Annotated in this window: 21 protein-coding genes and 1 riboswitch; of the genes, 16 read left to right on the forward strand and 5 right to left on the reverse strand. The window is 70.1% G+C overall.

Annotation, left to right across the window (positions count from 1 at the left end; all coding sequences use genetic code 11):
• Positions 1-26 precede the first annotated feature (26 nt).
• Together F4553_RS10500 and F4553_RS10505 are read left to right on the forward strand one after the other, a co-directional pair.
• A complete protein-coding gene (locus F4553_RS10500; RefSeq protein WP_184834937.1) occupies positions 27-983 on the forward strand; it encodes a C45 family autoproteolytic acyltransferase/hydrolase in 957 nt (318 codons plus the stop codon).
• 112 nt (positions 984-1095) lie between these two features.
• Positions 1096-1860: a hypothetical protein gene (locus F4553_RS10505; RefSeq protein ID WP_184834939.1), complete on the forward strand. Its 765-nt coding sequence runs from the start codon at positions 1096-1098 to the stop codon at positions 1858-1860.
• A 79-nt stretch (positions 1861-1939) separates the two neighbouring features.
• Here the strand turns inward: F4553_RS10505 and F4553_RS10510 are convergent, their stop codons facing one another.
• On the reverse strand, positions 1940-2926 hold the full coding sequence (locus F4553_RS10510) for an ArsR/SmtB family transcription factor (RefSeq protein WP_184834941.1): 987 nt from the start codon (positions 2924-2926) through the stop codon (positions 1940-1942).
• A 162-nt stretch (positions 2927-3088) separates the two neighbouring features.
• Here F4553_RS10510 and F4553_RS10515 point away from each other — a divergent pair, with 162 nt between their 5' ends.
• Positions 3089-3310 (forward strand): response regulator transcription factor, encoded by a 222-nt coding sequence (locus tag F4553_RS10515; protein ID WP_184834943.1) that lies wholly within the window; start codon positions 3089-3091, stop codon positions 3308-3310.
• Here F4553_RS10515 and F4553_RS10520 read toward each other — a convergent pair.
• A complete protein-coding gene (locus tag F4553_RS10520; protein ID WP_184834945.1) occupies positions 3307-3759 on the reverse strand; it encodes a hypothetical protein in 453 nt (150 codons plus the stop codon). The two genes, F4553_RS10515 and F4553_RS10520, sit on opposite strands and share 4 nt — an antisense overlap.
• Positions 3760-3949: 190 nt before the next feature.
• On the opposite strand from F4553_RS10520, the gene F4553_RS10525 reads away from it, so the two are divergent.
• From F4553_RS10525 to F4553_RS10535, 3 genes are all read left to right on the forward strand, one after another.
• Positions 3950-5515: a S1 family peptidase gene (locus F4553_RS10525; RefSeq protein ID WP_184834947.1), complete on the forward strand. Its 1566-nt coding sequence runs from the start codon at positions 3950-3952 to the stop codon at positions 5513-5515.
• 139 nt (positions 5516-5654) lie between these two features.
• Positions 5655-7031: an outer membrane protein assembly factor BamB family protein gene (locus F4553_RS10530; RefSeq protein ID WP_184834949.1), complete on the forward strand. Its 1377-nt coding sequence runs from the start codon at positions 5655-5657 to the stop codon at positions 7029-7031.
• A gap of 37 nt (positions 7032-7068) precedes the next feature.
• Complete coding sequence (locus F4553_RS10535; protein WP_184834951.1) at positions 7069-7611, forward strand: GNAT family N-acetyltransferase; 543 nt, start codon at positions 7069-7071, stop codon at positions 7609-7611.
• Here F4553_RS10535 and F4553_RS10540 read toward each other — a convergent pair.
• Positions 7604-8008, reverse strand: a complete 405-nt coding sequence (locus F4553_RS10540; protein ID WP_184834953.1) for a DUF2177 family protein — start codon at positions 8006-8008, stop codon at positions 7604-7606. The two genes, F4553_RS10535 and F4553_RS10540, sit on opposite strands and share 8 nt — an antisense overlap.
• Positions 8009-8209: 201 nt before the next feature.
• Here F4553_RS10540 and F4553_RS10545 point away from each other — a divergent pair, with 201 nt between their 5' ends.
• The 3 genes from F4553_RS10545 (at position 8210) to F4553_RS10555 (ending at position 12149) form a co-directional block, all read left to right on the forward strand.
• Positions 8210-9049 (forward strand): SigB/SigF/SigG family RNA polymerase sigma factor, encoded by an 840-nt coding sequence (locus tag F4553_RS10545; RefSeq protein WP_184834955.1) that lies wholly within the window; start codon positions 8210-8212, stop codon positions 9047-9049.
• A 143-nt stretch (positions 9050-9192) separates the two neighbouring features.
• The gene (locus tag F4553_RS10550; RefSeq protein ID WP_184834957.1) at positions 9193-10866 is read left to right on the forward strand and encodes a GDSL-type esterase/lipase family protein; all 1674 of its coding nucleotides are present in this window, start codon (positions 9193-9195) and stop codon (positions 10864-10866) included.
• A 230-nt stretch (positions 10867-11096) separates the two neighbouring features.
• Positions 11097-12149 carry a hypothetical protein gene (locus tag F4553_RS10555; RefSeq protein WP_184834959.1) on the forward strand — a complete coding sequence of 351 codons (1053 nt, stop codon included), beginning with the start codon at positions 11097-11099 and terminating at the stop codon, positions 12147-12149.
• On the opposite strand, the gene F4553_RS10560 is transcribed toward F4553_RS10555, so the two are convergent.
• Positions 12118-14649 (reverse strand): hypothetical protein, encoded by a 2532-nt coding sequence (locus F4553_RS10560; protein ID WP_184834961.1) that lies wholly within the window; start codon positions 14647-14649, stop codon positions 12118-12120. The genes F4553_RS10555 and F4553_RS10560 overlap by 32 nt on opposite strands.
• A 325-nt stretch (positions 14650-14974) precedes the next feature.
• Between F4553_RS10560 and F4553_RS10565 the strand changes: the two genes are divergently transcribed.
• The 3 genes from F4553_RS10565 to F4553_RS10575 all read left to right on the forward strand — a co-directional run bounded on the left by F4553_RS10565 (position 14975) and on the right by F4553_RS10575 (position 16761).
• Positions 14975-15259 (forward strand): hypothetical protein, encoded by a 285-nt coding sequence (locus F4553_RS10565; protein ID WP_184834962.1) that lies wholly within the window; start codon positions 14975-14977, stop codon positions 15257-15259.
• 17 nt (positions 15260-15276) lie between these two features.
• The gene (locus tag F4553_RS10570; RefSeq protein WP_184834963.1) at positions 15277-15723 is read left to right on the forward strand and encodes a PA14 domain-containing protein; all 447 of its coding nucleotides are present in this window, start codon (positions 15277-15279) and stop codon (positions 15721-15723) included.
• Positions 15724-15927: 204 nt separating this feature from the next.
• The gene (locus F4553_RS10575; RefSeq protein ID WP_376776203.1) at positions 15928-16761 is read left to right on the forward strand and encodes an SDR family NAD(P)-dependent oxidoreductase; all 834 of its coding nucleotides are present in this window, start codon (positions 15928-15930) and stop codon (positions 16759-16761) included.
• A gap of 151 nt (positions 16762-16912) precedes the next feature.
• On the opposite strand, the gene F4553_RS10580 is transcribed toward F4553_RS10575, so the two are convergent.
• The gene (locus F4553_RS10580) at positions 16913-17362 is read right to left on the reverse strand and encodes a VOC family protein (protein ID WP_184840578.1); all 450 of its coding nucleotides are present in this window, start codon (positions 17360-17362) and stop codon (positions 16913-16915) included.
• 132 nt (positions 17363-17494) lie between these two features.
• On the opposite strand from F4553_RS10580, the gene F4553_RS10585 reads away from it, so the two are divergent.
• The 4 genes from F4553_RS10585 (at position 17495) to F4553_RS10600 (ending at position 24099) form a co-directional block, all read left to right on the forward strand.
• Positions 17495-17995: a SigE family RNA polymerase sigma factor gene (locus F4553_RS10585; protein WP_184834965.1), complete on the forward strand. Its 501-nt coding sequence runs from the start codon at positions 17495-17497 to the stop codon at positions 17993-17995.
• Positions 17992-19260: a WD40 repeat domain-containing protein gene (locus F4553_RS10590; RefSeq protein ID WP_184834966.1), complete on the forward strand. Its 1269-nt coding sequence runs from the start codon at positions 17992-17994 to the stop codon at positions 19258-19260. The genes F4553_RS10585 and F4553_RS10590 overlap by 4 nt, the downstream gene beginning before the upstream one ends.
• 243 nt (positions 19261-19503) lie before the next feature.
• Entirely contained in the window at positions 19504-23067 is a 3564-nt protein-coding gene (locus tag F4553_RS10595) for a choice-of-anchor D domain-containing protein (protein ID WP_184834967.1), read from the forward strand.
• A 94-nt stretch (positions 23068-23161) separates the two neighbouring features.
• Positions 23162-23241: riboswitch (S-adenosyl-L-homocysteine riboswitch) on the forward strand.
• A gap of 12 nt (positions 23242-23253) precedes the next feature.
• Entirely contained in the window at positions 23254-24099 is an 846-nt protein-coding gene (locus tag F4553_RS10600) for an MOSC domain-containing protein (protein ID WP_184834968.1), read from the forward strand.
• Positions 24100-24264: the final 165 nt, after the last annotated feature.

Here is a 24264-nt window from a genome sequence, read left to right on the forward strand (position 1 = left end):
GCCGAAAATCCGGCATTCTGCGGTGCATGCCACGGGACCTCACCTTCACCTGCATCGACATCGGCGGCGGCACCGACGGGACCTGGCGCGACCTGGCCCAGGCCGCATGGCCCGGTTGGGCCGACGCGCTCGTCGACGGCGCACTGGAGCCGGCCGGGCAGGCCGCCTCCCTCGCGATGTTCGACGAGCACATGCCCGAGCTGATCGGGGTGCGGGACCGGCTCGCCGCCGAGATCGACCGGCCGGGTGCCGCTGCGGTCCTCACGCACACCGGCCTCAGGTCGCCCTTCTCGGGCTGCTCGCAGGCGGCGGTCGACGGCGCACTCGTGCGCAACTACGACTTCAGCGCCGACATGTGCGACCGGCAGATCACCCGGTCGGATCTGCTGCGGCCGGTGATCGGCATGGGCGACGTGCCGTGCGGGATGCTCGACGGGATGAACGACGCCGGGCTCGCCGTCTCCCTCACCTTCGGCGGGCGGCCGGTGCACGGTCCGGGGTTCACCGTGCTGCTCGTGACCCGCTACCTGCTGGAGACCTGCTCCACCGTGGACGAGGCGTGGGAGCGGGTGCGGCGGCTGCCGATCGCCACGGCGCAGAACCTGACCTTCGTCGACCGGGAGCGGTCGGCCGCCGTCTTCCTCGGCCCGGACCGGGAACCGCTGCGGCTCGACGACGCCTGCGTCACCAACCACCAGGACCTCCCCGTCTCGGCGGAGCAGGAGGCGGAGTCGGCGACGCAACTCCGGCTCGCGACCCTGCTGGCCGCTCGGGACAGCGCCGGGGATGGCGAGGGCGCCGTCGACGCGGCGATCACAGCGCTGCTCACGCCGCCGCTCTACCAGACCCACGATTGGGGGACCCTCTACACGGCTGCCTACCGGCCGAGGCTCGGGAGGGTCGACTACCACTGGCCGGGTGATCGGCTGACGCAGTCGTTCGAGCACTTCACGACCGGCGCGGTGACGGTGGGACGCGGCTGAGGACATTTGCGGTGGGCGTACACATCGATGGTTGGTCTTGTTCATGATCCTGCCACGTGCCCGAGGGTCCTAAGCTGACGGCATACCTTCGACTGTGCGAAGTGGAGTGACGATGGCGCCGGAGATCCTGGTCGCACTGATCACCAGCACTGCCGGAATTGTGTTGTCCGTGGGCAGCGTGCCACTGAACTACCTCATCGCGCAGCGAGCGAAGCGTGAGCGCAAACAGGACGTCATGGCTCGCTATCACGATCCGCTTCTCTGGTCCGTCCACGACCTGCGAAGCCGTATTCGCACGATCCTCGAGGAGGGGTTCCTCTCCAAGCAGGTGGTCGACCCGGGTGACCCCGCAGTATCGGCCGGGGACGCCTTCATGTCTCGCTACTCGCGTCGGCACACACTGTTCGTCGTCGCGCAGTATCTGGGCTGGGTCGAAATTCTCCGCCGCGATGTCGGCTTTCTCGACCTCGGAGACCGCCAACGCAACCGCGATCTCATCGAACACCTGAGCATCATTCGACGGGTGCTGTTCGCAGCCGACCTCGATCCGGTCTTACACATACCCACAGGGCAGCAGTCGGCGATCGGCGAGATCATGATCGAGGCCGGCGGAAGCGAGACAGCGAACGGATGGCGTTGCATCGGGTTCGCCACCTTCTGCGCACGGCTCGACACTGACCCGGTCTTCTCGCAATGGTTCGATCGAGTCGTCGACGGGCTCGAAGCCTACGCAACCGGTCTCGTCCCGGGAGAGGAACGACTGGTGGAACTCAACCACCGCCTGACCGGGCTCATCGACTTCCTCGATCCCGATCTGACCCGTTTTCCGACACGTCACCAGGCCGAATCGACATACCGGCCGGCAGTCAACGCGTAGGTGTTGGAGTTCTTGTGCGTTTTCCATCGCCGGGGCAAAACGCACAAGAACTCCAACACGCCCGCACACCGCGGGAGCGTCAGCTCGCTTCGAGCAGTGACATGCCCAGCGGCGTGATCAGGTGCAGGGCCACGCCGGGGCCGCTCTGGTGGCTCGTGATCAGTCCCGATCCGCGCAGCACGGACAGGTGCTGGCTGACGGCGGACGGTGAGATGCCGAGCCGCTGGCCGATGCCCGTGGCGGTCGCCCCCAGCGCCACCTGGTCCAGGATCGCCGCCCGGGTGGCGCCGATGAGCGCGGCGAGCGGCATCTCCCGCCGCGGCCCGCCATAACCGGCGAACCGGTTGATGGGGTAGACGAGCACGGCGGGCAGGTCGGAGTCGGCGAGCACCATCGGCCGGTCCGGGCGCTTGAAGAACGACGGGATCAGGATCAGCCCGTTGCCGTCGAGGTGGACGTGGCGGTCGTCGGGGTAGGTGGCGATCCGGAGCACCCCGTCGGCGAAGCTGATCGTCGGGTGCAGGTCGCCGAGCATCGCGGCGACACCGCTGGTGATCATCGCGTCGCCGCGCGCGGTCCGGTCGGCGTCGACCGCGGTGAGGATCCGCGTCCACCAGGGCTGCAGGACCAGGTCATGGTAGGAGCGCATGCCCTCGCCGAGCGCGGCCAGGGAGCCGGGGCGCCCGGCGCGCAGGTCGGCGATGGCGGCCCGGTGCCGGGTCGGCGCGGATTCGAGCAGGGAGATCTCGCTGCTCAGCCGCTGTTTCGGGGTGGAGAGCACGGCGTCGATCCCGGCGTCGAGGCCGTCGACCGATTCGAGCGGGGTGAGGAAGTCGGGGAAGTAGCCCAGCGGCGGGTTGACGGCGAAGGCGAGGTCGGCCGGGCCGCGCAGCGCGCCGCCGGGCCGCATGGACGCGGTGAACTGCCGCCGCCACGCGTCGAGGAAGGGGTCACCGGTGCGCATCCGCAGGACGTGCATGCTGAGCGACAATTCCCACAGCGGATCCGCCGCGGCCGCGATGCGCGTCCGCATCAGGTCACCGCTGGTGAAGTGGATCTGCAGCACTGATCGCTCCGGACATAGCACCGTCTAGCCGACGGCGACAGGCTAACGCGCCGGGCCCTGCGACGCCGCCCCGGCTTCCTAGATCCACAGCCCTGAGCTGGGTGTTTCGGCCTCGGGTTAACCATATTGATCCACGGCCGGGCTGGTCGCCACGATGACGGCATGCAGCAGACGAGACCCTCGCCGCAGGAGACAGAGATCCTGCGGCTCATGAGATCCGGGCTGAGCTACGACAAGATCGCCGCCCGCCTGCACCTCTCCGAGAGCACGGTGGAGCGCAGGGTCCGCGACCTGATGCGGCGCAGCGGCGCGCGGTCGCCCTTCGCCCTGGGGGTCCTCTGCGTCCAGCTCGACTGGCTTCCCCCGCTGACGGTCGACGGCTAGGGTCGCGACGCCTGTGGCGACCAGGCGTGGAGCTGCGCCTCCAGCCAGGCCAGGTGGTCCTGCGATTGTGTGCGCCCCCGCTCGGTGAGGCAGACCAGCGCCTCGTCGTCGGCGTCGCGGGCGATCTGGGCGCAGACCGTCCAGCCGCTGTTGACCAGGCCCGCCAGGGCCCGCAGGTCCCGAAGATCACCCAGCGGGCCGTCGGACTGCCGGGCGGGGCAGACGGGGGTGCGCAGGCGCCGGACGGTGGCCGCGCCGGGCGTACGCCGGTGGTAATCGCTGACGACGGTGGCGAGGCTCTCCCGCCGGGCCGAGCACTCGGCCGACCGCACCGCGCAACCACCCGCGAGGTCGGCCTCGGAGCGATAGCGGCGGGCGACCCGGGCGAAGCGGTCGCTGAGCATCGTCTCGGCCGAGGCGATCATGGCGAGGTACGTCACCAGGTGCATGCACAACTCCGTGGATTCCTGGAGGGGTCCGGCGGCGGGCCGTCGAGCCTGCCGAACCGGGGTTACCCGTGCCGCCGATTCCCCAAACCTCCCCGATGGGCCATTTTTCTTAAATTCATGGTCTTCATTTGCGCAGTGGATCAGCCATAGACTGCTCGCGATATATTCCCTCCCCCCATCTGGAGAGACCATGCTCCGACGAATCGCCATTACCCTTGGCGCAGTCGTGCTCGGTGCGGCCGTGATCGGCGGTCCGGCCACCCCCGCCGCCGCCGACAACACCCTGCTGGCGGCCAGCCTCAACGCGACGATCGCCCTCAACAACTGCTCGGCCTCGCTGGTGCGCTACCCCAGCTCCGTCAGCACCGACCGGGCGCTCATGCTCACCAACGGCCACTGCTACGAGGGCGGCATGCCCGGTGCCGGGGTGGTGCTGCAGAACCGCTCCAGCACCCGCTCGGGCACCCTGCTCAACGCCAGCGGCACCAACCTCGGGACCGTCCGCGCGGACACCCTGCTCTACGCGACGATGACCGGCACCGACGTGGCGCTCTACCGGCTCAACACGACCTACGCGTCGATCCAGAGCAGCTACGGCGTGACCGCGCTGACGATCTCGGCGAGCCACCCGGTCAACGGCAGCACGATGTACATCCCGTCGAGCTACTGGAAGCAGATCTGGAACTGCTCGATCAACGGGTTCGTGCCGACGCTGCGCGAGGACGTCTGGACCTGGAAGGACTCGATCCGCTACAGCTCCGGCTGCAACACCACCCACGGCACCTCGGGCTCGCCCATCGTGGACCTGGCCAGCAACAACATCGTCGGCATCAACAACACCGGCAACGACAACGGCCAGATGTGCACGCTCAACAACCCGTGCGAGGTCGACGCCGACGGCACCACCCACGCATACCAGGGCCAGAGCTACGGGCAGGAGACCTACTGGTTCACCACCTGCCTCAACTCGTCGAACACGATCGACCTGACCATCGCCGGGTGCCTGCTCACCAAGCCCCCGGGCAGCGGCAACACGGTCACGGTCACGAACCCGGGCAACCAGACGGCGACGACCGGCGTGGCGAAGACCCTGCAGATCAGCGCGAGCTCCTCGGGCAGCGGCCAGACCCTCACCTACAGCGCGACCGGCCTGCCCAACGGCCTGTCGATCAACGCGAGCACCGGTCTCATCTCCGGCACCCCCACGACCGTCCAGACCACCACGACGACGGTCACGGTCAAGGACACGACCAACGCGACGGGTACGGCGACCTTCGGCTGGACCGTCACCGCGCCCAACCCGAACTGCTCCGGACAGGTGATCGCCAACCCCGGCTTCGAGTCCGGCACGTCGCCGTGGACCCAGAGCACCGGCGTCATCGACAGCAGCACCCCCCAGCCCCCGCACAGCGGGACCTGGAAGGCGTGGCTCAACGGTTACGGCACCACCAAGACGGAGACCCTGTCGCAGTCGGTGACGATCCCGGCCGGGTGCACGGCGACCCTGACCTACTGGCTGCACATCGACACGGCGGAGACGACGTCGAGCATCGCCTACGACAAGCTCGTCGTGGCGCTGGGCAGCACGACGGTGGCGAGCTACTCCAACCTCAACAAGAACACCGGCTACCTGCAGCGGACGGTCAACGTCTCGTCCTTCGCGGGCTCGACGGTGACGCTCAAGTTCACCGGTACGGAGGACTCGTCGCTGCAGACCTCGTTCGTCCTGGACGACCTGGCGCTGACGATCTCCTGATCGGCTGAGGGCTGATCCGACCAGCTCGACGTTCCGCAGCGGGGCGATCCAGCCTCGCTGCGGGACGCGGCCGGAGGATGTCCCCTGGAGTTGCGCGCGCCGATGTGGTGGGGTCAGGGCTCACGCTGAGGGGAGTGCGGTGCGGACATCGGAGCGCGAGATCTTCATCGACCTCGGGGAGCCCCGCGACCCGGACGAGGAGCCGGCCGACGGCCCCGCCCCGGCCCGGGCCGTGCGCCCCTGGCTGCTGGCCGCCTGCGTCGGGGCGCTGCTCGTGCTGCTGGGCGCTGCGGCACCGGTGCCGGCCTCGCCGTGGCGCTTCCCGCTGACCGTCCCGGTCGGGCCCGGCGTCTCGACGCGGGTCGTGGTCGCCGGGGACCTGATGCTCACCGTCGCCGGCTCGCACGCGGTGACGGCATGGAGCCTGCGCGACGGCGGACGCCGCTGGGTCCTGGATCGCGACGTCACGCAGATCGAGAACGCGATCGCGGTCGGCGGGCTGGTCGTCTTCTCCAGCTACCTGTCGGAGCCGGTCACCGCCGGTTCGTCGGGAGTGATGACCTACGCGGTGGACGCGGGGACCGGCACGGTGCGCTGGGAGGCGCCCGGCTACGCCTACTCCCTTACCACCGCGACCGACCGGCTGCTGCTCTTCGACGGCGACTCGGCCGCGGCCGTGGTCGACCCGCGCACCGGCGCTGTCCGCTGGCGCTACGGCAGCCGGTCGATCCAGGTCGCCTTCGAGCAGCCGGCCCTCGTCACCCGGGCGGGCCCGGGGGTGGAGGGCACCGAGGCCCTCACCATCGACGAGGCGGGACACCTGTCGTCGCTGGCGCTGGCGGACGGCTCGGTGCACCCGATCGGCACGCTGACGCCCGGTGCGACGATCATGGGCTTCGACGGGGACACCGTCTCCGTCGAGATCGGCAAGAACCTCGACGGCGATCCCAACAACCGCGACGAGGAGAGCTCGGTCGTCACCTATGACCGGCCCACGCTGCGCGAGCTGTGGCGGGTCGTCAACCGGACGCAGCAGGGCGGCCACCCGGTCCGCCGCTGCGGCAGGTGGATGTGCTCGCTCGACGGCGGGGTCGGCCGCGCGCTGGACCCCCGGACCGGCGAGGTCGTCTGGACCGCGGCCGCCTACCCCTACGGCGTCTGGCAGCGGGCCGGTGGTGACCTGCTGATCGGTGCCAAGCCGGAGAGCGGCGAGATGATGCTGATGAACCTCGCCGACGGCCGGGAGCGGATGCGGTTCGGGCTGTGGGCGTGGTCCGGCGACCTGGGCGGGGACCTCCTCGCCATGCTGCCTCCGCTGGCGGGCGGCCGGATCTGGCTCGGCTCGGTCTCCGGCACGGGCGAGCCGTCGGTCCGGCCGCTGTTCGCCTTCGGCCCGGTCGGGCTGCGCCTGGAGGACTGCACGCTCAGCGGCGGCTGGATCGTGTGCGTCAGCGGTGTCCAGGCGATCGTCGTGGATCTGCGCGCCGCCCTCCGCGCCTCGGCGGCGCGGACGTGAGGGCCCGCCGGGCGGCGAGCGCTCGTAGAGTGTGGCGATGGGAATCTCGACGCCGCTGACGAGCAGGCCGGCCACCCTCGACGACCTGCCGGCGCTGCGGCCGGTGATCGCGGCCGCGATCGGCGAGCTGCAGAAGGGCTTCCTCGACGAGGCCCAGATCCGCTCCAGCCAGGCGATCATGGGGCTGGACACGCAGCTCATCGAGGACGGGACCTACTACGTGGCCGAGATCGGCGGCCAGATCGCCGGGTGCGGCGGCTGGAGCCGCCGGGCCACGCTCTACGGCGGCGACCACAGCGCCGGACGGGACGCGGTGCTGCTCGATCCCGCGACGTCACCGGCCCGCATCCGGGCTATGTATACCAGCCCCGACTTCACCCGCCGGGGTGTCGGGAGGCTGATCCTGTCGCTCTGCGAGGAGGCGGCCGCGGCCGAGGGGTTCGGCCGGTTGGAGCTGATGGCGACGCTCGCCGGTGAGCCACTCTACCGGTCGGCGGGCTTCGAGGTGATCGAGCAGGTCACCGACGCGACGGGTGGCGCGCCGGTGCCGCTGCTCAAGATGGGCAAGACGCTCAGTTGAGCCACCGGTCGGCGACGGTGTAGGTCAGGAAGCTGACCGACGCCGTCAGCACCACGCCCCAGATCAGGTCCACGATGACGACCGGCAGCGTGAAGCCCTTCAGCGTCGCGAGGTTGGTGAGGTCATAGGTGGCGTAGGTGACGAGGCCCAGCAGGGCGCCGTAACCCAGCGCGTACTGCCACGACCCCTTCTCCAGGGCGGGCGCCACCACGAAGGCGACCACGCCGACGAGGTAGATGACGTAGAAGACGACCGCGGCGGCGAAGTTGGGTTTCGCCAGCAGCAGCGGGCCGATCTGGCTCTTGTAGAACTTGTTGGCGACGACGCTGAGCCACACGGCGTCGATGGCGGCGAAGAGCACGCCCGCGATCAGGAACCGGATCAGAAAATCCCGCATGGCTTCTCCCAGCCTCAAGTGTTGCTCGATGGTCCCACCTGTTCCCCCGCCGCCGCCGCTTCAATCACGGATGGCGCGGCACCAGCGGTGGCGAAAATAAATCCGGAGGGTAGGTTTGAGGCTCGAAAGGATGGGGAAGCAGATAACCGTTACGTCAGCCGGCACCCCCGCCGGCCGAGATCCACCCCCGAGGAGACCACGATGACCGCGCTTGTCGAGCAGCTAGTCGAGCAGGACCGCCAGTCCAGCCTCCCCGACGCTGAGGACGTGCTGCGCCGGGCTCTCGGCGGTGACCGTGACGTCGAGGCCTCGCTGCTGGAGCTGCTCGCGACGCTCCCGGCGACGCACCCGGACCGCGCGGCCGTCCGCCAGCAGCTCGTCGTGCTCTACATGCCGCTCGCCAAGCACTTCGCCCGCCGCATGTGCCAGCACGACGCGCTCCTCGAGGACCTCACGCAGGTCGCGATGATCGGCCTGATCAAGGCGGTCGACGGCTTCGACCACTCGCGCGGTGTCGCCTTCGCCGGCTACGCCTCCCCCACGATCATCGGCGAGCTCAAGCGCTACTTCCGCGACAAGGGCTGGAGCGTGCGGGTCCCCCGCCGGCTCCAGGAGCTCAAGGCAGAGGTCGCCAAGGCGAGCGAGGAGCTGGCGCAGCGCAACGGCGTGCGGCCCTCCTCGGCGCAGCTCGCGGTGCACATGGGCATCCCCGAGCGCGACGTCGCCGAGGCCCTGGAGGCCGCGACCGCGCAGTACGCCACGTCCCTGCAGACGCTGGTCGGCTCCTCCTCGGGCGAGGCGGTCGAGCTCGGCGAGCTGCTCGGCGACGTCGACCCGGCCCTGGAGGCGGTGGAGCTGCGGCTGATGCTGCGCTCGGCGATGGCGGGCCTGGCGCCGCGCGAGCAGAAGATCATCGCGCTGCGGTTCGTCGACAACCTGACCCAGAGTGAGATCGCCGAGGAGCTCGGCATCTCCCAGATGCACGTGTCGCGGCTGCTGACCCGGGTCCTCGCCGACCTGCGGACCACGCTGACGAAGTAAGACGTTCCTCCTCCCTGACGCCCGGAGTCTCCTCACGGACTCCGGGCGTCGCCATGTCTGCAACCATTGACAAATATCGTTATTGATCGAAAGATGACGACGTAACGACCCCTTTCACCGTCCCGAAATGTGGTGGTTTCGTCATGCGTACCCTGCTGCGCTCATTTCTTGTCGCGGTCCTCGCCGCCGGTGCACTCGCGGTCGCGAGTCCCGCGCAGGCCGCGTCGACCCCGGCCCGGATCATGCCGCTCGGAGACTCGATCACCTGGGGTGCCGGGTCGAGCACCACCTCCAGCTACCGGGCCGCGCTCTGGACCACGCTGGTTCGCCAGTTCGGCCACGGCATCGACTTCGTCGGCTCCGTCCAGTCCGGCAGCCTCCCCGACACCGACAACGAGGGCCACTCCGGCTGGCGCATCGACCAGATCGCGGCGAGCTTCAACGGCTGGGCCGCGACCTACCAGCCGACCGTCGTGACCCTGCACATCGGCACCAACGACATGAACCAGAACTACCAGGTGGCGACCGCACCTGATCGGCTCGGCGCACTCATCGACCAGATCACCACGCAGCTGCCGCAGGCCACGGTGCTCGTCGCCTCGATCGTGCCCGCCCTCGACGCGGCGATCCAGGCCCGGATCAACACCTTCAACGCCGCCGTCCCCGGTCTCGTCAGCGCGCGGGCCAACGCGGGCAAGAAGGTCCGCTTCGTCAACATGGCGACCCTCGGCAACGCCGACCTCGCCGACACGCTGCACCCCAACGACGCCGGATACGCCAAGATGGCCTCGATCTGGGCGAGCGCGCTCGCCGCCGTCCTCACCGACGGCCGCGACGCACCGGTCTTCACCAGCGGATTCGAGTCCGGCGCCGGCACCTTCCCCGGTGACACCGCCCCGACCTGGGCGGACACGGTCGCCGCGAGCATGAACGTCGGCGGCTACTGCTGCGCACTCACCGCGATGGAGGCGAGCCCGCGCCAGGAAACCGCGCACGGCGGCACGCGGGCGCTGATGTACTCCGGCAACGACACCAGCGCCACCCAGTCCTACGCATACGCCCAGCTCTTCGACGTGCATATCCCCGTGACGAGCCGCACCGAGCTCTCCTACTGGCTCTACCCCCAGCAGGCCAACGGCACCTACACCGCCGTCGACCTGCTCTTCACCGACGGCACGGCACTGCGCGACTCCGGCGTCGTCGACCAGTTCGGCGTCCGGGTGCACCCGGCGTTCCAGGGCCGGGGCGGTCGCCTCGCGCTCAACCAGTGGAACCGGGTCCGCGCCTCGCTCGCGGGTGTCACCGGCAAGATCATCGATCAGATCCGCGTCGGGTACGACCAACCGGCCGCCACCGGACCGTTCCGCGGCTACCTCGACGACGTGACGGTCGGCGAGCGCTTCACGGCTCCCCCGGGAGAGGACCTGGCACTGCGGCGGACCGTGACCGGCAGCGCAGCCTGTGTCGCGACGGAGCCGCTGACCGCAGCGGTCGACGGGACCACGGCGGGCAACAGCAAGTGGTGCTCCGGGGTGGTCCCGGCACAGCTCCAGGTCGACCTGGGCCGGGTCGCGACCGTGCGGCGCGTCGTCGTGCAGCACGCCGGGGCGGGCGGCGAGTCGCCGAGCCTCAACACCCCGGCGTTCACGATCGCGACCAGCACCGACGGGAGCACCTGGACGACGGCGGCCGCGGTGACCGGCAACGTGGACAGCGTGACCTTCCACCAGCTCGCGGCGGCGGTGAGCGCCAGGTACGTCCGGCTGACGATCCCCGGCGTCGCCCGCATCTTCGCCTTCGAGGTCTACGGCGTGTAGTGCCGTTGCAGCGGCGCATGACGACATCCATCTTTATGCATGATCGCGCTCTTTCCCGGAAGTAGGCCCTACCGACATGTCCTGAGGGGACCGTTTCCGGGAAAGAACACGATCTCGACCGTGCGCGGACGGCCGGCCGACTCGCACGACCGGCCCCGTGTTTGCCGCACAGCGTGGCCAAACTCCGGCGTTTGGCCACGCGGTGCAGCAAAACGTCACAGGGTGGAGGCATGGCTGGACGGATGCTGCGGTGGGGGCTCCCCCGCGACCCGCGGGCGGTGCCGCACCTGCTCGCGTTCGTCGTCACCGCCGTCGCCACCGTCCTGGTCGTCCGGGGCGCGCTCGCCGCGACGGGCTACCCGCAGATCGGCGGCGGCGGACTGCACGTCGCGCACGTGCTCTGGGGCGGCCTGCTGATGACCGTGGCGATCGGCACGCTGCTCTCCTTCGTCGGCCCCGTCGCCCGGCCGCTGGCCGCGATCGTCGGCGGCATCGGGTTCGGCCTGTTCATCGACGAGGTCGGCAAGTTCGTCACCGCCGACACGGACTACTTCTACCGCCCGGCCGTGGCGATCATGTATGTCGTCCTGGTCCTGCTCGTCCTCGGCATGCACTGGCTGCACGGACGCCGCCCGCTGCAGCCCGCCGAGTACCTCGCGAGCGCGCTGGACGAGGCGGTGGCCGGGGTCGCGGGCGGCCTCGACGACCAGCGGCGCGACGAGGCCCGGCAGCGGTTGGCGCTCGCGGGCGGCCTCCCGGGCTCGGCGGCCGTCGGTGACCTGCTCGATCAGATCCCGCACGACCCGAGCGAGCTGATCGATCCGACCCGGGCGGTGGCCCGGCGCCTGCGGTGGCTCAACCGGATCTGGACCGCGCCGATGGCGCTGAGCCTGACCAAGGGCCTGCTCGTCCTGCAGACCCTCGCCACCCTGGTCACTCTGCTCGTCCTCGGCCTCATCGCGCTGCTGGAGCCCGGCGAGCAGATCGCCGAGGCCGAGTCGTTCGCGACGGCCGCCTCGACCGCCGGCGCGACCGCCTCGGCGATCTGCGTGATCATCGGTACGCTGCGGCGCAAGCGGGAGCCGGCGTCGGCGCTCGCCTGGCTGCAGCGAGCGGTGCTGGTGGACCTGCTGGTGACGCGGGTGTTCGCCTTCGCGCTGGAGGAGTTCGCCGCGGTCCCGTCGGTGCTGCTGGACCTCGCGATGCTGACGGTCCTCGGTGTGGCGCAGGCCCGGGCGCAGGCATCCGCCGTCAGTCCGGCCGCACCACCCTCATCGTCCTGAGCCGCTCCGCCGGACTCATGCCCACCCGCAGCTCCAGCAGGCGTACGCGCTCCAGCGCCGCCCGCGCGCTCGGGAAGCTCGCCACGGTGAGCCAGTCGTCGATCCCGTGGGCCTCGCTGCGGCTGAAGCCCAGTCGCATCAGGGCCAGCGTGATGTCGATGTCGGCGACCATGCTCAGCGGCGGCGAGGGCGCGTCACCGAGATCGCTGAGGTCGAGGAACGACTCCTCGATCCGGGTGCAGCAGCGGTAGAGGCAGGTCAGGTTGGGCAGGTCGAACCAGTGCATGACCCGGGCCCGCTCGGTGAGCAGCAGCGAGTGGATCCCCCACTGCTCGATGAGGTGCGACAGGCCCTTGATGTCCTTGCGGTAGTCGTCGTCTCGGTCGCATTCGGGCAGGGTGAGCCCGTCGTCCCAGATCGTCGCGAGCTCGGTGGCGCAGTCGAGGTCGTGCTCGGTCCAGACCCTGTCCCAGTCCTTCTTCGGGGTCTTGCGCAGCCGCTTCTGATAGTCGGTGGAGGAGTTCTTCAGGAAGCGCCACAGGCCGGAGGTGGCGCCGACGCCCCGCCGCTGCGGGCCGTGGTAGATCCGCCGGAAGCGCGCACTGCCGAGCTTGCCGATGCCCTGGACCCACAGGTATAGATAGACGCAGAGGATGAGCACCGCGACGCCGATCAGACTGCTGAAGACCACGCCGAACTCGTCCAGCCATCGCCAGCCGCCGAAGATCGTGATCATGTCTTCGCGCTTCATGTTGATGGTCGCGTCCAGCACGGTGACGATACCGATCATCGCGGCGAAGATGCCGACGAGGAGGCTCGCCTTCTGCGTACCGTCGAGTTCGCGGACGCGCCGCTCGTCGAAGGCGCCCGCGATGGCCTTGAGCAGGTCGTCATAGGAGGTCTTGACCCGCTCGGCGCGGTAGACGGTCTCGTCGCCCAGCTTCGATACCCGGCCGAAGAGGCCGGTCTCGGTGAGCGCGGCCCGCAGCCCCGGCTCCTGGTCGATGGTGCGCTCGCCGATCCGCTGGTCATAGGACTCCTGGAGGGAGTCCGCCGCCGCACCGATGCCCGCCTGTGCCTGGTGCGACAGCGTGGCGATGTGCCGCAGATCGGCGACCGCCTGCTGGAGCACCTGGTGCAGCATGTCGACGGCGCTGTGCGCGCGCTCGAACGGCGCTCCCCACCGGATCATGAGGTGGGTGGAGAGGGCGTCCCACAGGAACGCGCCCCGCTCCACCACCGCGTTGTAGACGCGCAGGTGGTTGCCCCAGATCTCCAGGTCGCGCTGGCGCAGGTGCAGCAGGTTGCCGGCCTGCGCCTCCAGGTCCGTCAACTCATTGATCACCTTGGCGGTACCGAGCTCCACCCGAGCGCGGCGCATCGCCAGACCGTTGCCGCCGTTCTCCTCGGCGGGAAACGCGGTCGAGCCGTTGAGCAGCATGTCCGGACCACCGGCGAGCAGCAGGTATTTCGGCACGCTGCGGGACGAGGCCGATCGGCCGTCGGCGCCGGGCTCGGTGCACACCCGCCGCAGGATCAGCAGGTTGCCGTTGAGCACGCTGCGGGTCAGGGCATGGTCGCGAGCGTCGGCGACGCCCAGCAGCTCCTCGGTCCGCTCGCTGGTCCACTCGATCCAGGCCCCCGGCCCGCCCTTCTCGCGCAGCGCGAGGTAGCCCATCGGGTCGGCGGGCGGGGCCGTCGGCGCGGCCACCCAGAAGACCGGCAGGGTGTATTCACGTTCGAAGACATCCATGTGTACGCCGAACAGGTGCCGGGCGAGCAGCGCCTCCGCCTCGGCGGCGATCGCGATGAACGCGTCGCGGTAGACCGTGGCCCGGCCGGTGATCGGCTGGTCACTGGGTTCGACTCCGTTCGGGCGCATCAGGACGCTGCGCGGTGGCGAGCTCCACACGGAGACGGTGGCCTGGCAGCGCAGCTGGTCGAAGAGGGCCGAGAAGCGGAGGTCGATCATGACCCAGAAACCGACCGCGGGCGGTGCCATCCCGGTGATCGCTGCGAACCGGTCCGCGTCGATGAAGAGCTGGTGCCGCAGCGACATCAGCGAGGTGTCGGTCTCCGTCCCGACCGGTGCGGAGAGCTGAGCGGTCAGCAGCTCGGCCTCGAGCTGCGCGATGAGGCTGTCCGCCGGACCGCTTCGGTAGCGGTGGCCGGTCCCGGTCGCCTCGCCGTCGGCACGGCCGGTGCCGTCGGGCGCGCTGCCCCGGCGCAGCCAGGCCCGGCCGGGGGAATCGTCGAGGACCCGGTGCAGGAGGGCACCGTACTTGACGGCGCGGTCCTGGTCCGTGTCACCCGCGTCGGTCGGGTCGTCCAGGTCGTTCGTGTTGTCCGCAGCCGTCGCCTCGTCGCGCTGAGGGGGGTAGCGGATGCCGAGCAACTGGACGTCGCGCCTCGTCAGCAACCATGCCGAGGTCGTCGCGAGGACCAGTTGGCCGAGCTGGCTGAGATCCGGAAGCTCCTGAGAGGGGGCGCTGTCGGTCACGGCTCACTCCGATGAAGATCTTCGATTGTGGCGCGGTCCGCTCGTGGCGAGCCGCGAATACATCATTGTTCTTGGATCTGACGGACACGGTGTACCGGATCAGCCGGCCGCCATCGGATGTCCAACGGACCCAGGGTTCGGCAATGGGGCGCGGATGATGCCGGACACCGCTTTCCATTCGCTTTCAATCCGGTATCAGTCCGTCCGAATGCGCGTCCGTGAACCCCGCTTCACCTGGCGTTATCAATCTTACTATCCAATGTAGAGGGTCATACATGCGACTCATCGCCTTTTCTCGTAACCGTTGCCTGATCCAATGGGCGGCATGACAGTTTCACCATTCGGGGGCCGAGGGGTCGCGGCGGCAGCGGCCCGATCGCTGCTCGCGTTCTCCGTCCTCGCAGCAGCCGTCGCCCTCACCGCATCCCCCGCCGCCGCCGTCGCGGATGTGCAGGTCAACGTCAACTTCGACGCGCCGATCAGCACTCTCACGCCCGACGCGTTCGGCGCCACGATCACCGGTTACGGCAACCAGAGCTACATCACCAACAACGCCACACCCCGCACACGGCGACCGGTCTCACGGTCACGCCGGGCACGCTCAGCCTGACCCTCCCGGCCCGGTCCGTGAGCACCATCGTGATCGAGCCCGGCGCCGGCCTGCAGGCCGGCTACTTCACCAACACCACCCTCACCGGTACGCCGGTCCACCGCATCGACACCACGGTGAACTTCAACTGGGGCGCCGGCGCCCCCATCGCCGGGGTGGGCGTGGACAACTTCAGCGTCCGGTGGACCGGTGCGGTGCAGATCCCGACCGCCGGGTCCTGGACGTTCACCACGACCAGCGACGACGGCGTCCGCCTGTGGATCGACGACACCCAGGTCGTCAATGCCTGGACCAACCACTCGACCCAGGACGACGCGGGCGCCCTGACCCTCACCGCGGGCTGGCACCGGGTCCGGATGGAGTTCTACGACAGCGGTTACGATGCCGTGGCGAAGCTGTCGTGGACCGGCCCCGGCCAGGCCAAGCAGATCATCCCGGCGGTCCGCCTGCGGCAGAGCATCTGACCGTCCTCGGCTGACCACCGTCGGCGCGTCGCGAGCCCGTCTCCTCGCGGCGCGCCGATCCCGGTCGCTCCTCGCCTCGTGCCGACCGACGTTGTCGGAACGGATCCGGCCCGGCGGAATGCCGTGGGATCATGCGGAAGGCGGCGGCGTCCGCCCCCGACAGGTCCCGGGCCGACGGCCCGCCGGCACGAGATGGTGGTCTGGATGGCTCAGCGAGGCGACGGCGCGGTGCTGGTGACGGGCACCTCCAGCGGGATCGGCGCGGCGACGGCGATCGCCGCGGCGCAGGCCGGTTACACCGTGGTCGCGACGCTGCGGGACCCGACCCGGGCGGGCAGGCTGCGTGACGCCGCGGAGGCCGCTGGGGTCCCGCTCGACATCCGCCCGCTCGACGTGACCGACGACGCCTCCGTGATGAACTGCGTCGCCGACACCGTCGCTGCCCACGGCGGGCTGCACGCCGTGATCAACAATGCCGGTGCCGGGCACGTCGGCACGCTGGAGATCGACCCGTTGGAGCTGACCCGCGCCGTCTTCGAGGTCAACTTCTTCGGCGTGCTGCGGGTCAGCCGGGCAGCCATGCCGCACCTGCGGTCCGGCGGCGGCCGGCTCATCACCGTCTCCAGCGTCGGCGGGGTCGTGGGCCAGCCCTTCAACGAGGCCTACTGCGCGGCGAAGTTCGCCGTCGAGGGGTTCATGGAGAGCCTCGCCCCGGTCGCCGCGGTGACCGGGGTCGCGGTGAGCATCGTCGAGCCGGGCGCGGTCGCCAGCGACTTCGTCGCCGCCATCGACCTCACCGGTGACCACGGGCCCTACCAGGAGCTCTTCGACGCCTATCGGCGGCGGACCGAGGGCGCTTTCGCCCAGGCCCAGTCATCACAGGACGTGGCGGCGGTCATGGTGCAGGTCCTCACCGCACCCCACCCCGCCCTCCGCTACCAGACCTCTGCCGCAGCCTCGCAGTTCGCCGCCGTCAAGCTCGCCGACCTCGACGGCAGCGCCGTGGTCGGCCTCACCTCGACCTGGCTGTCGGCATAGATCGACGTTGACGGGTCTCACCTCGTCGTCGCACTCGACCGACTCACAGGCATCGGGACTCGGGACTCGGGAAAACGCTCGTTTCGCGATCCCCTTCTCGGTGTCGTCCATCGAGGACGGCGACGAGGTCGCGAGGAACATGCGCCCGAGATCAGGCGACGCAGAATTCGTTGCCCTCCGGGTCGGCCATGGTGACCCAGGTGTGCGGACCCTGCCTGCCGTCCCACAACTTCGTGGCGCCCCGGGCGATCAGCGTGGCGACGACCTCGTCGCGGTCGGCATCGCCGAGACGAAGGTCGAGATGCATCCGGTTGTGCCGCCGCTCAGGCATCGACGGACCAGTCGTCGGGTCGCCCGGTCTCCCCTCCGGCCCCTCCTGGAACAGCATCCGCTGCCCGTCGGGGCGGTTGATGGCGGCGCCGCCCTTCCACACGAGGACCCCCTTGTAGGTCATGGTCTGGTCCTCGGTCGCGAAGCCCTCGTCGACCATCTTGCGGATGAACTCCTCGTTGCTGGGCTCGACCTCCCAGCCCAGCGTCTCGGCCCACCACTCGGCCAGCTCGTGCGGCCGCTCGGCGTCCACGGTCACCTGAAACCTCATCGGCGTATCCATGCTTCCAGGCTAGGGAAGACCACCGACAGTTTCTCGCCGAACCGCCCGACCGGCGGAGCGAGCGGTAACCTACCCACCCGCCGCGGGGACCGGCGGCGTGTAGGTGCGTGGGAGGTAACGGTGACCGACGCACACGAATCGTTCCGGGAATACGTCCAGGGTCGCCTGCCGGGGCTGTCCCGGATCGCCTATCTGCTGACGGGCGACGCGCACCTCGCCGAGGAGCTGGTGCAGCAGACGCTGATCAGCGTCGCGGCGCGCTGGGAGCGGGTCGTCGCCGGCGGTGACCCGGAGCCCTACATCCGGCGCACCCTCTATCACCAGCACATCTCGTCCTGGCGGCGGCGCCGGCACGACGCGCTGCCGGTGGCCGAGGTGCCCGAGCGGCCCGGCCGCGACCACATCGGCGACATCGCCACCGCCGTGACGATGCGCCAGGCGCTGGCGCAGCTCGCGCCCCGGCAGCGGGCCGTGCTGGTGCTGCGGTTCTACGAAGACCTCACCGAGGTGCAGACCGCAGCCGTGCTGAGCTGCTCGGTCAGCACCGTGAAGAGCCAGACCCGCGATGCGCTCGCCCGCATGCGGACCATCGTCCCCGACCTGGCGGAGGCACTGTCATGAAGACCTTTCTCGCCGAGCTCGCCGAGGAGGCGCCGGTGGCCCGGGCCAGCGTCGACGTGATGTGGCACGCGGGCCGCCGTCGACGCCGCCGCACCAGGGCGCTCACGGTCGCCGCGGCCGTCGCCGCGCTCGCGGCGGCGATCGCGCCCGTCGCGCTTCCCGGCACGGCACCGCGGCCGCGACCCGCCGACGGCGAACTGCCCGCCCTCCCCCGTTCCGTGAGCGTGCCCTACCTCTGGCACCGCACTCTCGGCGAGGCGCCCAACGGCCCGGCTCTGGCGGTGCTGGGGCCGATGCGCAAGATCCTGACCAACGTCGGCGACGACCCGCTCGACCTGCCGGGGCAGCTCGCGCGGACCGGGGCGACCGTCGTGATCGGACAGGACGGCTCCTACCGGCTGATCCACGGCGCCGCCGGCCCCGTCGTGCTCTCACCGGACGGTCGCCATCTCGCCGAGTCCGCCTCGGTGGAGGAGGGCGTGACCCCGCTGCTGCGCCTGATCGACCTCACCTCCGGCACGGCCCGCGAGGTCCCGGGCGACCTGGTGCTCGCCTGGTGGCCCGACAGCAGCCGTCTGCTCGCCCGCGACAGCCTCGGCGCCCTGATCAGCATCGATACCGCCACCCTCGTCGAGCGGACGATCGCCCTGCCGGGCGGGATCGTGGGTGCGGCGGTCTCTCCGGACGGCACCCGCATCGCCTATGAGGTGGATCCGCAGCCCGGCACGCCGGGCTGGCATGCCCTGATCGTGAGCGATGTCCGGGGTCTGCCGGAGGCCCGGTGGGAGCTCAGCGACAGCCAGCGACTGGCCGGTCCGGCGGCGTGGGCGCCGGACGGCCGGTCGGTGGCGCTGCTGGACGGGATCGACGACGAAGATCGGTCGGTGCTGCGGTGGGACATCGCCGACGGCCGGGCCACGAGCCTGGGCTCGATGCGGGGGAGGCCGCCGCAGCAGGTTGTCGGGTGGCGCGGAGGTCGCCCGGTCCTCACCGTCGGCGACGGGAGGACCGAGAACGTCAGCGTCGGCCTGCTTCGCGCCGACGGCACGCTGGAGACCCTCATGACCACCGACGGGAGCTCCCTGCAACTGCCGCAGCAACTCGTGAACCGGGATGTGCCCAGCGGTCCCCCGCTGGACCCGCCGACCTTCGAACCCGCGACCTGGTTCTGCTGGGTCGTGGGCACGGCAGCCCTGATCATCGCCGCCCTGGCGACCGTGCTCATCAGGTTGCGGCGGCGACGGCGACAGCTCGGAGCCCATTGACCAGCATCACGATGCGCGTCAGCGTCCGGTCCGCAGTGTCATGGTCTTGCGTGGCAACGCTTCGAATCAAGCAATGAAGTGTCTATATATTGCATACGTGTGTCAGCGGGGTTACGGTCCCTGTAGCACCGTCCTCCCTGTCCCGGCGCGCGGCTCATCGATCACCATCACCGCACGGACCTCCCCGCTCAGGGGTTCGCGCGGCGATGAGTCGCGCCCGCCTCCGTCGAGAGTGAGCAACCCATGCCCCGTTCCACCCGAACCGACGGCCGAGGTCTCCGCCTCGGCGCCCTGCTCGTCGGCAGCGTCCTGGCCGCCGCGAGCCTCGTCGCCCTCACCGCCGGCCCGGCGGCGGCAGCCGCGACCGGAGGCGTCGGCGCGGCCCTGCCCTACGTCCAGGTGCAGGCGGAGAACGCCGCCACCAACGGCACCGTCATCGGCCCGTCGGCCGTCTACAACACGCTGGCGTCCGAAGCGTCCTACCGCAAGGCGGTGACGCTACAGGGCAACGGGAAGTACGTCGAGTTCACGACGCCGACCCCGACCAACTCGATCGTCTTCCGCTACAGCATCCCCGACTCCGGCGGCGGCTCGGTCTACACCGCTCCCCTGTCGCTCTACATCAACGGCACCCGGTCGACCAACTTCACGCTGACCAACGCCTACAGCTGGTATTACGGCGGGTACCCGTTCACCAACTCGCCGGGCAGCAACCCGCACCACTTCTACGACGACGTCAACCGCCTGTTCACCCAGACCTACCCGGCCGGGACGAAGTTCAAGCTGCAGGTGGACTCGGACTCCACCGCCTCGTCCTACACGATCGACTTCGCCGACTTCGAGAACGTCGCCGGTCCGCTGTCGCAGCCGGCCGGTTCGATCTCGCTGACCAGCCGGGGCGGCGACCCGACGGGCGTCGCGGACTCCACCGCCGCCCTGAACTCGGCGATCAGCGCCGCGGGCGGCGGCGGCACGGTCTGGATCCCGCCGGGCACCTTCAAGATCCTGGGCCACATCGCGGTCAACAACATCACCATCAAGGGTGCCGGCATGTGGCACTCGCGTACGCAGGGCGACCGGATCGGCTTCTACGGCAACTACGCGCCGACGCCGAGCAGCGGCGTACACCTCGCGGATTTTGCGATCTTCGGCAACGTGCAGGAGCGCAACGACGGCGACCAGGTCAACGGCATCGGCGGCGCGATGAGCAACTCCACCGTCGACCGGGTCTGGATCGAGCACACCAAGGTCGGCGCCTGGATGGACGGGCCCTTCACCAACCTCGTCTTCAACACGATGCGCCTGCGCAACTACACCGCCGACGCGATCAACTTCCACAACGGTGTCACCAACTCGCGCGTCACCAACTCCGACGTGCGCAACGCCGGCGACGACGGCCTCGCCATGTGGGCCGAGCAGAACGCCGACGTCAACAACTCGTTCGACCACAACACCGTGCAGTACCCGATCCTCGCCAACGGCATCGCGATCTACGGCGGGCACGACAACTTCGTCACCGACAACCGGGTCATCGACTCGGGCCTGACCCAGGGCGGCGGCATCCACGTGGCGCAGCGGTTCGCCTCGACGACGCTGGGCCGCACCGACGTGCTGCGCAACACGATCATCCGGTCCGGCAGCCTCGACCCCAACTGGCAGTTCGGCGTCGGCGCGCTGTGGTTCGACGCCCGCGACGGCGGCATGACCGGCCTGACCAACGTCGACAACATCCTGATCCAGCAGAGCCCGTTCTCGGCGATCCACTTCGTCTCCGGCTCCAACATCACCAACGTGAAGATCAACAACGCGACGATCCAGAACACCGGCACCTGGGTGGTCCAGGAGCAGGTCGGCGGCTCGGCGACGATCACCAACAGCACCGCCACCGGCACGCAGGCACCGGCCGCCGTCTACAACTGCGGCGTCGGATTCACCCTCACCGACGGCGGCGGCAACTCGGGCATCTTCGGCTCGACCGGGTGCAGCAACATCACCAACCCCGCGTTCCCGCCCTACCTGCCCGACAACGGCTCGGCGATCTCGGTGAGCCCGAGCGCGGTCGGCTTCGGCTCCGTCGCGACCGGCACGACGAGCGCGGCGCAGGCCGTCACCGTCACCAACTCGGGCAGCGCGGCGGCACCGGTCACCTCGATCACCACCTCGGGCGACTTCAGCCAGACCAACACCTGCGGCAGCAGCATCCCGGCCGGGTCGTCCTGCACCGTCAGCGTCCGGTTCGCCCCGACGGCAGCCGGTGCGCGCAGCGGCAACCTCGTCGTGACCGCCGCCGGTGTGACGAGCACCGTCCCGCTCTCCGGTACGGGCGTCGCACCCGGACCGATCCTCAACGCCAACCCGACCAGCCTCACCTTCCCGGCCACGGTCGTCGGCAGCCCGGCGGCGACGCAGACCGTCACGGTCACCAACTCCGGCACCACGTCGGCGACCGTCTCCGGGGTCACCGCGAGCGGCGACTTCAGCCAGACCAACACCTGCTCGACCCTCGCGGTCGGCGCGTCCTGCACGGTCACGGTCGGGTTCACCCCCACCGCGTCGGGGTCGCGCACCGGCGCCGTCACCCTCACCAGCAACGCCAACAACAGCCCCACCACGATCGCGCTCACCGGCAGCGGGATCGGCACCAACACCAACATCGCGCTCGGCAAACCCGCCACGGCCAGCAGCCAGGTCAACGGCACCCAGGCCCCGGCGACGGTGACCGACGGCGACGCCAACACCTACTGGGAGAGCGTCAACGGCGCCTTCCCGCAGTGGGTGCAGGTCGACCTCGGCTCGGCGACGAGCATCGGCAGGGTGGCCCTGAAGCTGCCCCCGCCGACGGCCTGGGCCACCCGGCAGCAGACGCTCTCGGTGCAGACCAGCACCAACGGCACGTCGTTCGGCAGCGTCGCGTCCGGGAGCTACACGTTCAACCCGGCCACCGGCAACACGGTGTCGATCACGTTCACCGCGACGAGCGCCCGCTACGTCCGGATCAACATCACCGCCAACACCGGCTGGGCGGCGGGTCAGCTCTCGGAGCTCGAGGTCTACCCGAGCGGCTCCACCCCGCCCAACTCGGCGACGCTGAGCACCAACCCGGGCTCGCTCACCTTCGCCACCCAGGCGCTCAACACGACGAGCTCGCCGCAGACCGTGACGGTGACCAACACCGGCACGGCGGCAGCGGCGATCGCAGGCGTCGCGGTCAGCGGCGAGTTCCTGCAGACCAACACCTGCGGCAGCTCGCTCGCGGCCGGTGCCTCCTGCACGGTGAGCGTCAGCTTCCGGCCGACCGCCTCCGGTGTGCGGACCGGCTCGCTGACGATCACCAGCAACGCCACGAACAGCCCGACCACCGTCGGCCTCTCCGGCACCGGTGCGGGCACGACCAGCACCAACCTGGCGGCGGGCAAGCCGACCAGCGAGTCCAGCCACGCCGACGTCTACGGCTCCGGCAATGTGACAGACGGCAACCAGGGCTCCTACTGGGAGAGCGCCAACAACGCGTTCCCGCAGTGGGTGCAGGTCGATCTCGGCTCGGCACAGAGCGCCAGCCGCGTGGTGTTGCAGCTGCCCGCGGGGTGGGGTGCGCGTACCCAGACGCTCTCGGTTCTGGGCAGCACCAACGGGACCACCTGGACCACGCTGAAGGCCTCGCAGGGCTGCGCCTTCGCGCCGGGGAGCAACAACACGGTGACGATCACCTTCACCGCGTCGACCCAGCGCTACTTCCGGCTGAACTTCACGGCCAACACGGCCTGGCCGGCGGGGCAGATCTCGGAGTTCCAGGTCTGGAACATCTGACACGTCGATGGATGATGCGGTGCCGCCGGGCTGACCGGCGGCACCGCATTTCTCTTTGACAGCGGCTCGGTGGCCGGGTGACACTGGCCGGGTCAGAGCCGAGGGGCGCTGCGACGGACCCCGGTCCGCCACGCTCGGCTCGCCTTCCCTTCGGGACAAGGGCGCCTCCTATCGGAGGTGTCGTCGATGTCCCCCATCGTTGTCGAGCTGGTCACCTACCCCGTCAAGGGCTGCGCGGGAATCTCGCTGCCCACGGCGGTGCTGACCCCGGCCGGCCTCGCCCACGATCGAAGCTTCATGGTCATCGGCACCGACGGCGGCTTCCGCAGCCAGCGCCGGGACCCGCTGCTGGCGATCATCCAACCCTCGGTCAGCGCGGACGGCACCCGGCTCGACCTGAGCATGCCGGGCCTGGAACCGGTCGGCATCGACGTCGACAGCACCGGCCCGCGCCGGGACGTGGAGCTCTTCGGCGCGCCCTTCCAGGGCATCGACCAGGGTGACACGGTCGCCGAGTGGCTCTCGGCGGCCCTGGGCGCGCCGAGCCGCCTGGTCCGGGTGCCGCCGGAGCACGCGCGGGTCACCGGCGGCCTCACCCCCGGCACCGCCGGGTACGCCGACGGGGCCGCCGTCCTGATGCTCTCCCTGTCGTCGCTGGACCTGCTCAACCAGCGGATCACCGACAGCGGCGGTCGACCGGTGCCGATGGGCCGATTCCGCCCCAACATCATCGTCGGCGGCTGGGACGAGCCGCACACCGAGGACGGCGTCGAGCGGGTCACCATCGGCGGTGGCGAGCTGGCCCACGGCAAGGTGGCGATCCGGTGTGCCGTCACCCTGGTCGACCAGGGAAGCGGTGTGCCATCGGGGCCGGAGCCGCTGCGTACGCTCGCCGATTACCGCCGGATGGAGGGCGGCGGGGTGGGGTTCGGCACCACGTTCGCCGTACTGCGGACCGGCGGGCTCGCGGTCGGCGACGACGTGATCGTCACCCGGCGGCTCGACCGAGTCGTTGCCGCGCAACGATCCTGACACTTGTTGCAGGTTTCGCGGCGTGTCCAGCATTAAAATTCAGGGGGGTGCGTCGGGACATAGCGGCGATCAACCGATGACGGACAGGCCCGCAGCCATGGCGATCACGCTGCGTATCGCGGTCCTTACTCAGTCGCCGCAGATGACGTCGGCGAGGCGCCTAGC

This window comes from Allocatelliglobosispora scoriae, assembly GCF_014204945.1.
Taxonomy (GTDB): domain Bacteria; phylum Actinomycetota; class Actinomycetes; order Mycobacteriales; family Micromonosporaceae; genus Allocatelliglobosispora; species Allocatelliglobosispora scoriae.

Bases quoted from the DNA above. Each gene is read 5' to 3' on its own strand.
- F4553_RS10500 (WP_184834937.1), top strand. From the start codon at position 27: ATGCCACGGGACCTCACCTTCACCTGCATCGACATCGGCGGCGGCACC.
- F4553_RS10505 (WP_184834939.1), top strand. From the start codon at position 1,096: ATGGCGCCGGAGATCCTGGTCGCACTGATCACCAGCACTGCCGGAATT.
- F4553_RS10515 (WP_184834943.1), top strand. From the start codon at position 3,089: ATGCAGCAGACGAGACCCTCGCCGCAGGAGACAGAGATCCTGCGGCTC.
- F4553_RS10520 (WP_184834945.1), bottom strand. From the start codon at position 3,759: ATGCACCTGGTGACGTACCTCGCCATGATCGCCTCGGCCGAGACGATG.
- F4553_RS10525 (WP_184834947.1), top strand. From the start codon at position 3,950: ATGCTCCGACGAATCGCCATTACCCTTGGCGCAGTCGTGCTCGGTGCG.
- F4553_RS10535 (WP_184834951.1), top strand. From the start codon at position 7,069: ATGGGAATCTCGACGCCGCTGACGAGCAGGCCGGCCACCCTCGACGAC.
- F4553_RS10540 (WP_184834953.1), bottom strand. From the start codon at position 8,008: ATGCGGGATTTTCTGATCCGGTTCCTGATCGCGGGCGTGCTCTTCGCC.
- F4553_RS10545 (WP_184834955.1), top strand. From the start codon at position 8,210: ATGACCGCGCTTGTCGAGCAGCTAGTCGAGCAGGACCGCCAGTCCAGC.
- F4553_RS10550 (WP_184834957.1), top strand. From the start codon at position 9,193: ATGCGTACCCTGCTGCGCTCATTTCTTGTCGCGGTCCTCGCCGCCGGT.
- F4553_RS10555 (WP_184834959.1), top strand. From the start codon at position 11,097: ATGGCTGGACGGATGCTGCGGTGGGGGCTCCCCCGCGACCCGCGGGCG.
- F4553_RS10565 (WP_184834962.1), top strand. From the start codon at position 14,975: ATGACAGTTTCACCATTCGGGGGCCGAGGGGTCGCGGCGGCAGCGGCC.
- F4553_RS10575 (WP_376776203.1), top strand. From the start codon at position 15,928: ATGGCTCAGCGAGGCGACGGCGCGGTGCTGGTGACGGGCACCTCCAGC.
- F4553_RS10580 (WP_184840578.1), bottom strand. From the start codon at position 17,362: ATGAGGTTTCAGGTGACCGTGGACGCCGAGCGGCCGCACGAGCTGGCC.
- F4553_RS10590 (WP_184834966.1), top strand. From the start codon at position 17,992: ATGAAGACCTTTCTCGCCGAGCTCGCCGAGGAGGCGCCGGTGGCCCGG.
- F4553_RS10595 (WP_184834967.1), top strand. From the start codon at position 19,504: ATGCCCCGTTCCACCCGAACCGACGGCCGAGGTCTCCGCCTCGGCGCC.
- F4553_RS10600 (WP_184834968.1), top strand. From the start codon at position 23,254: ATGTCCCCCATCGTTGTCGAGCTGGTCACCTACCCCGTCAAGGGCTGC.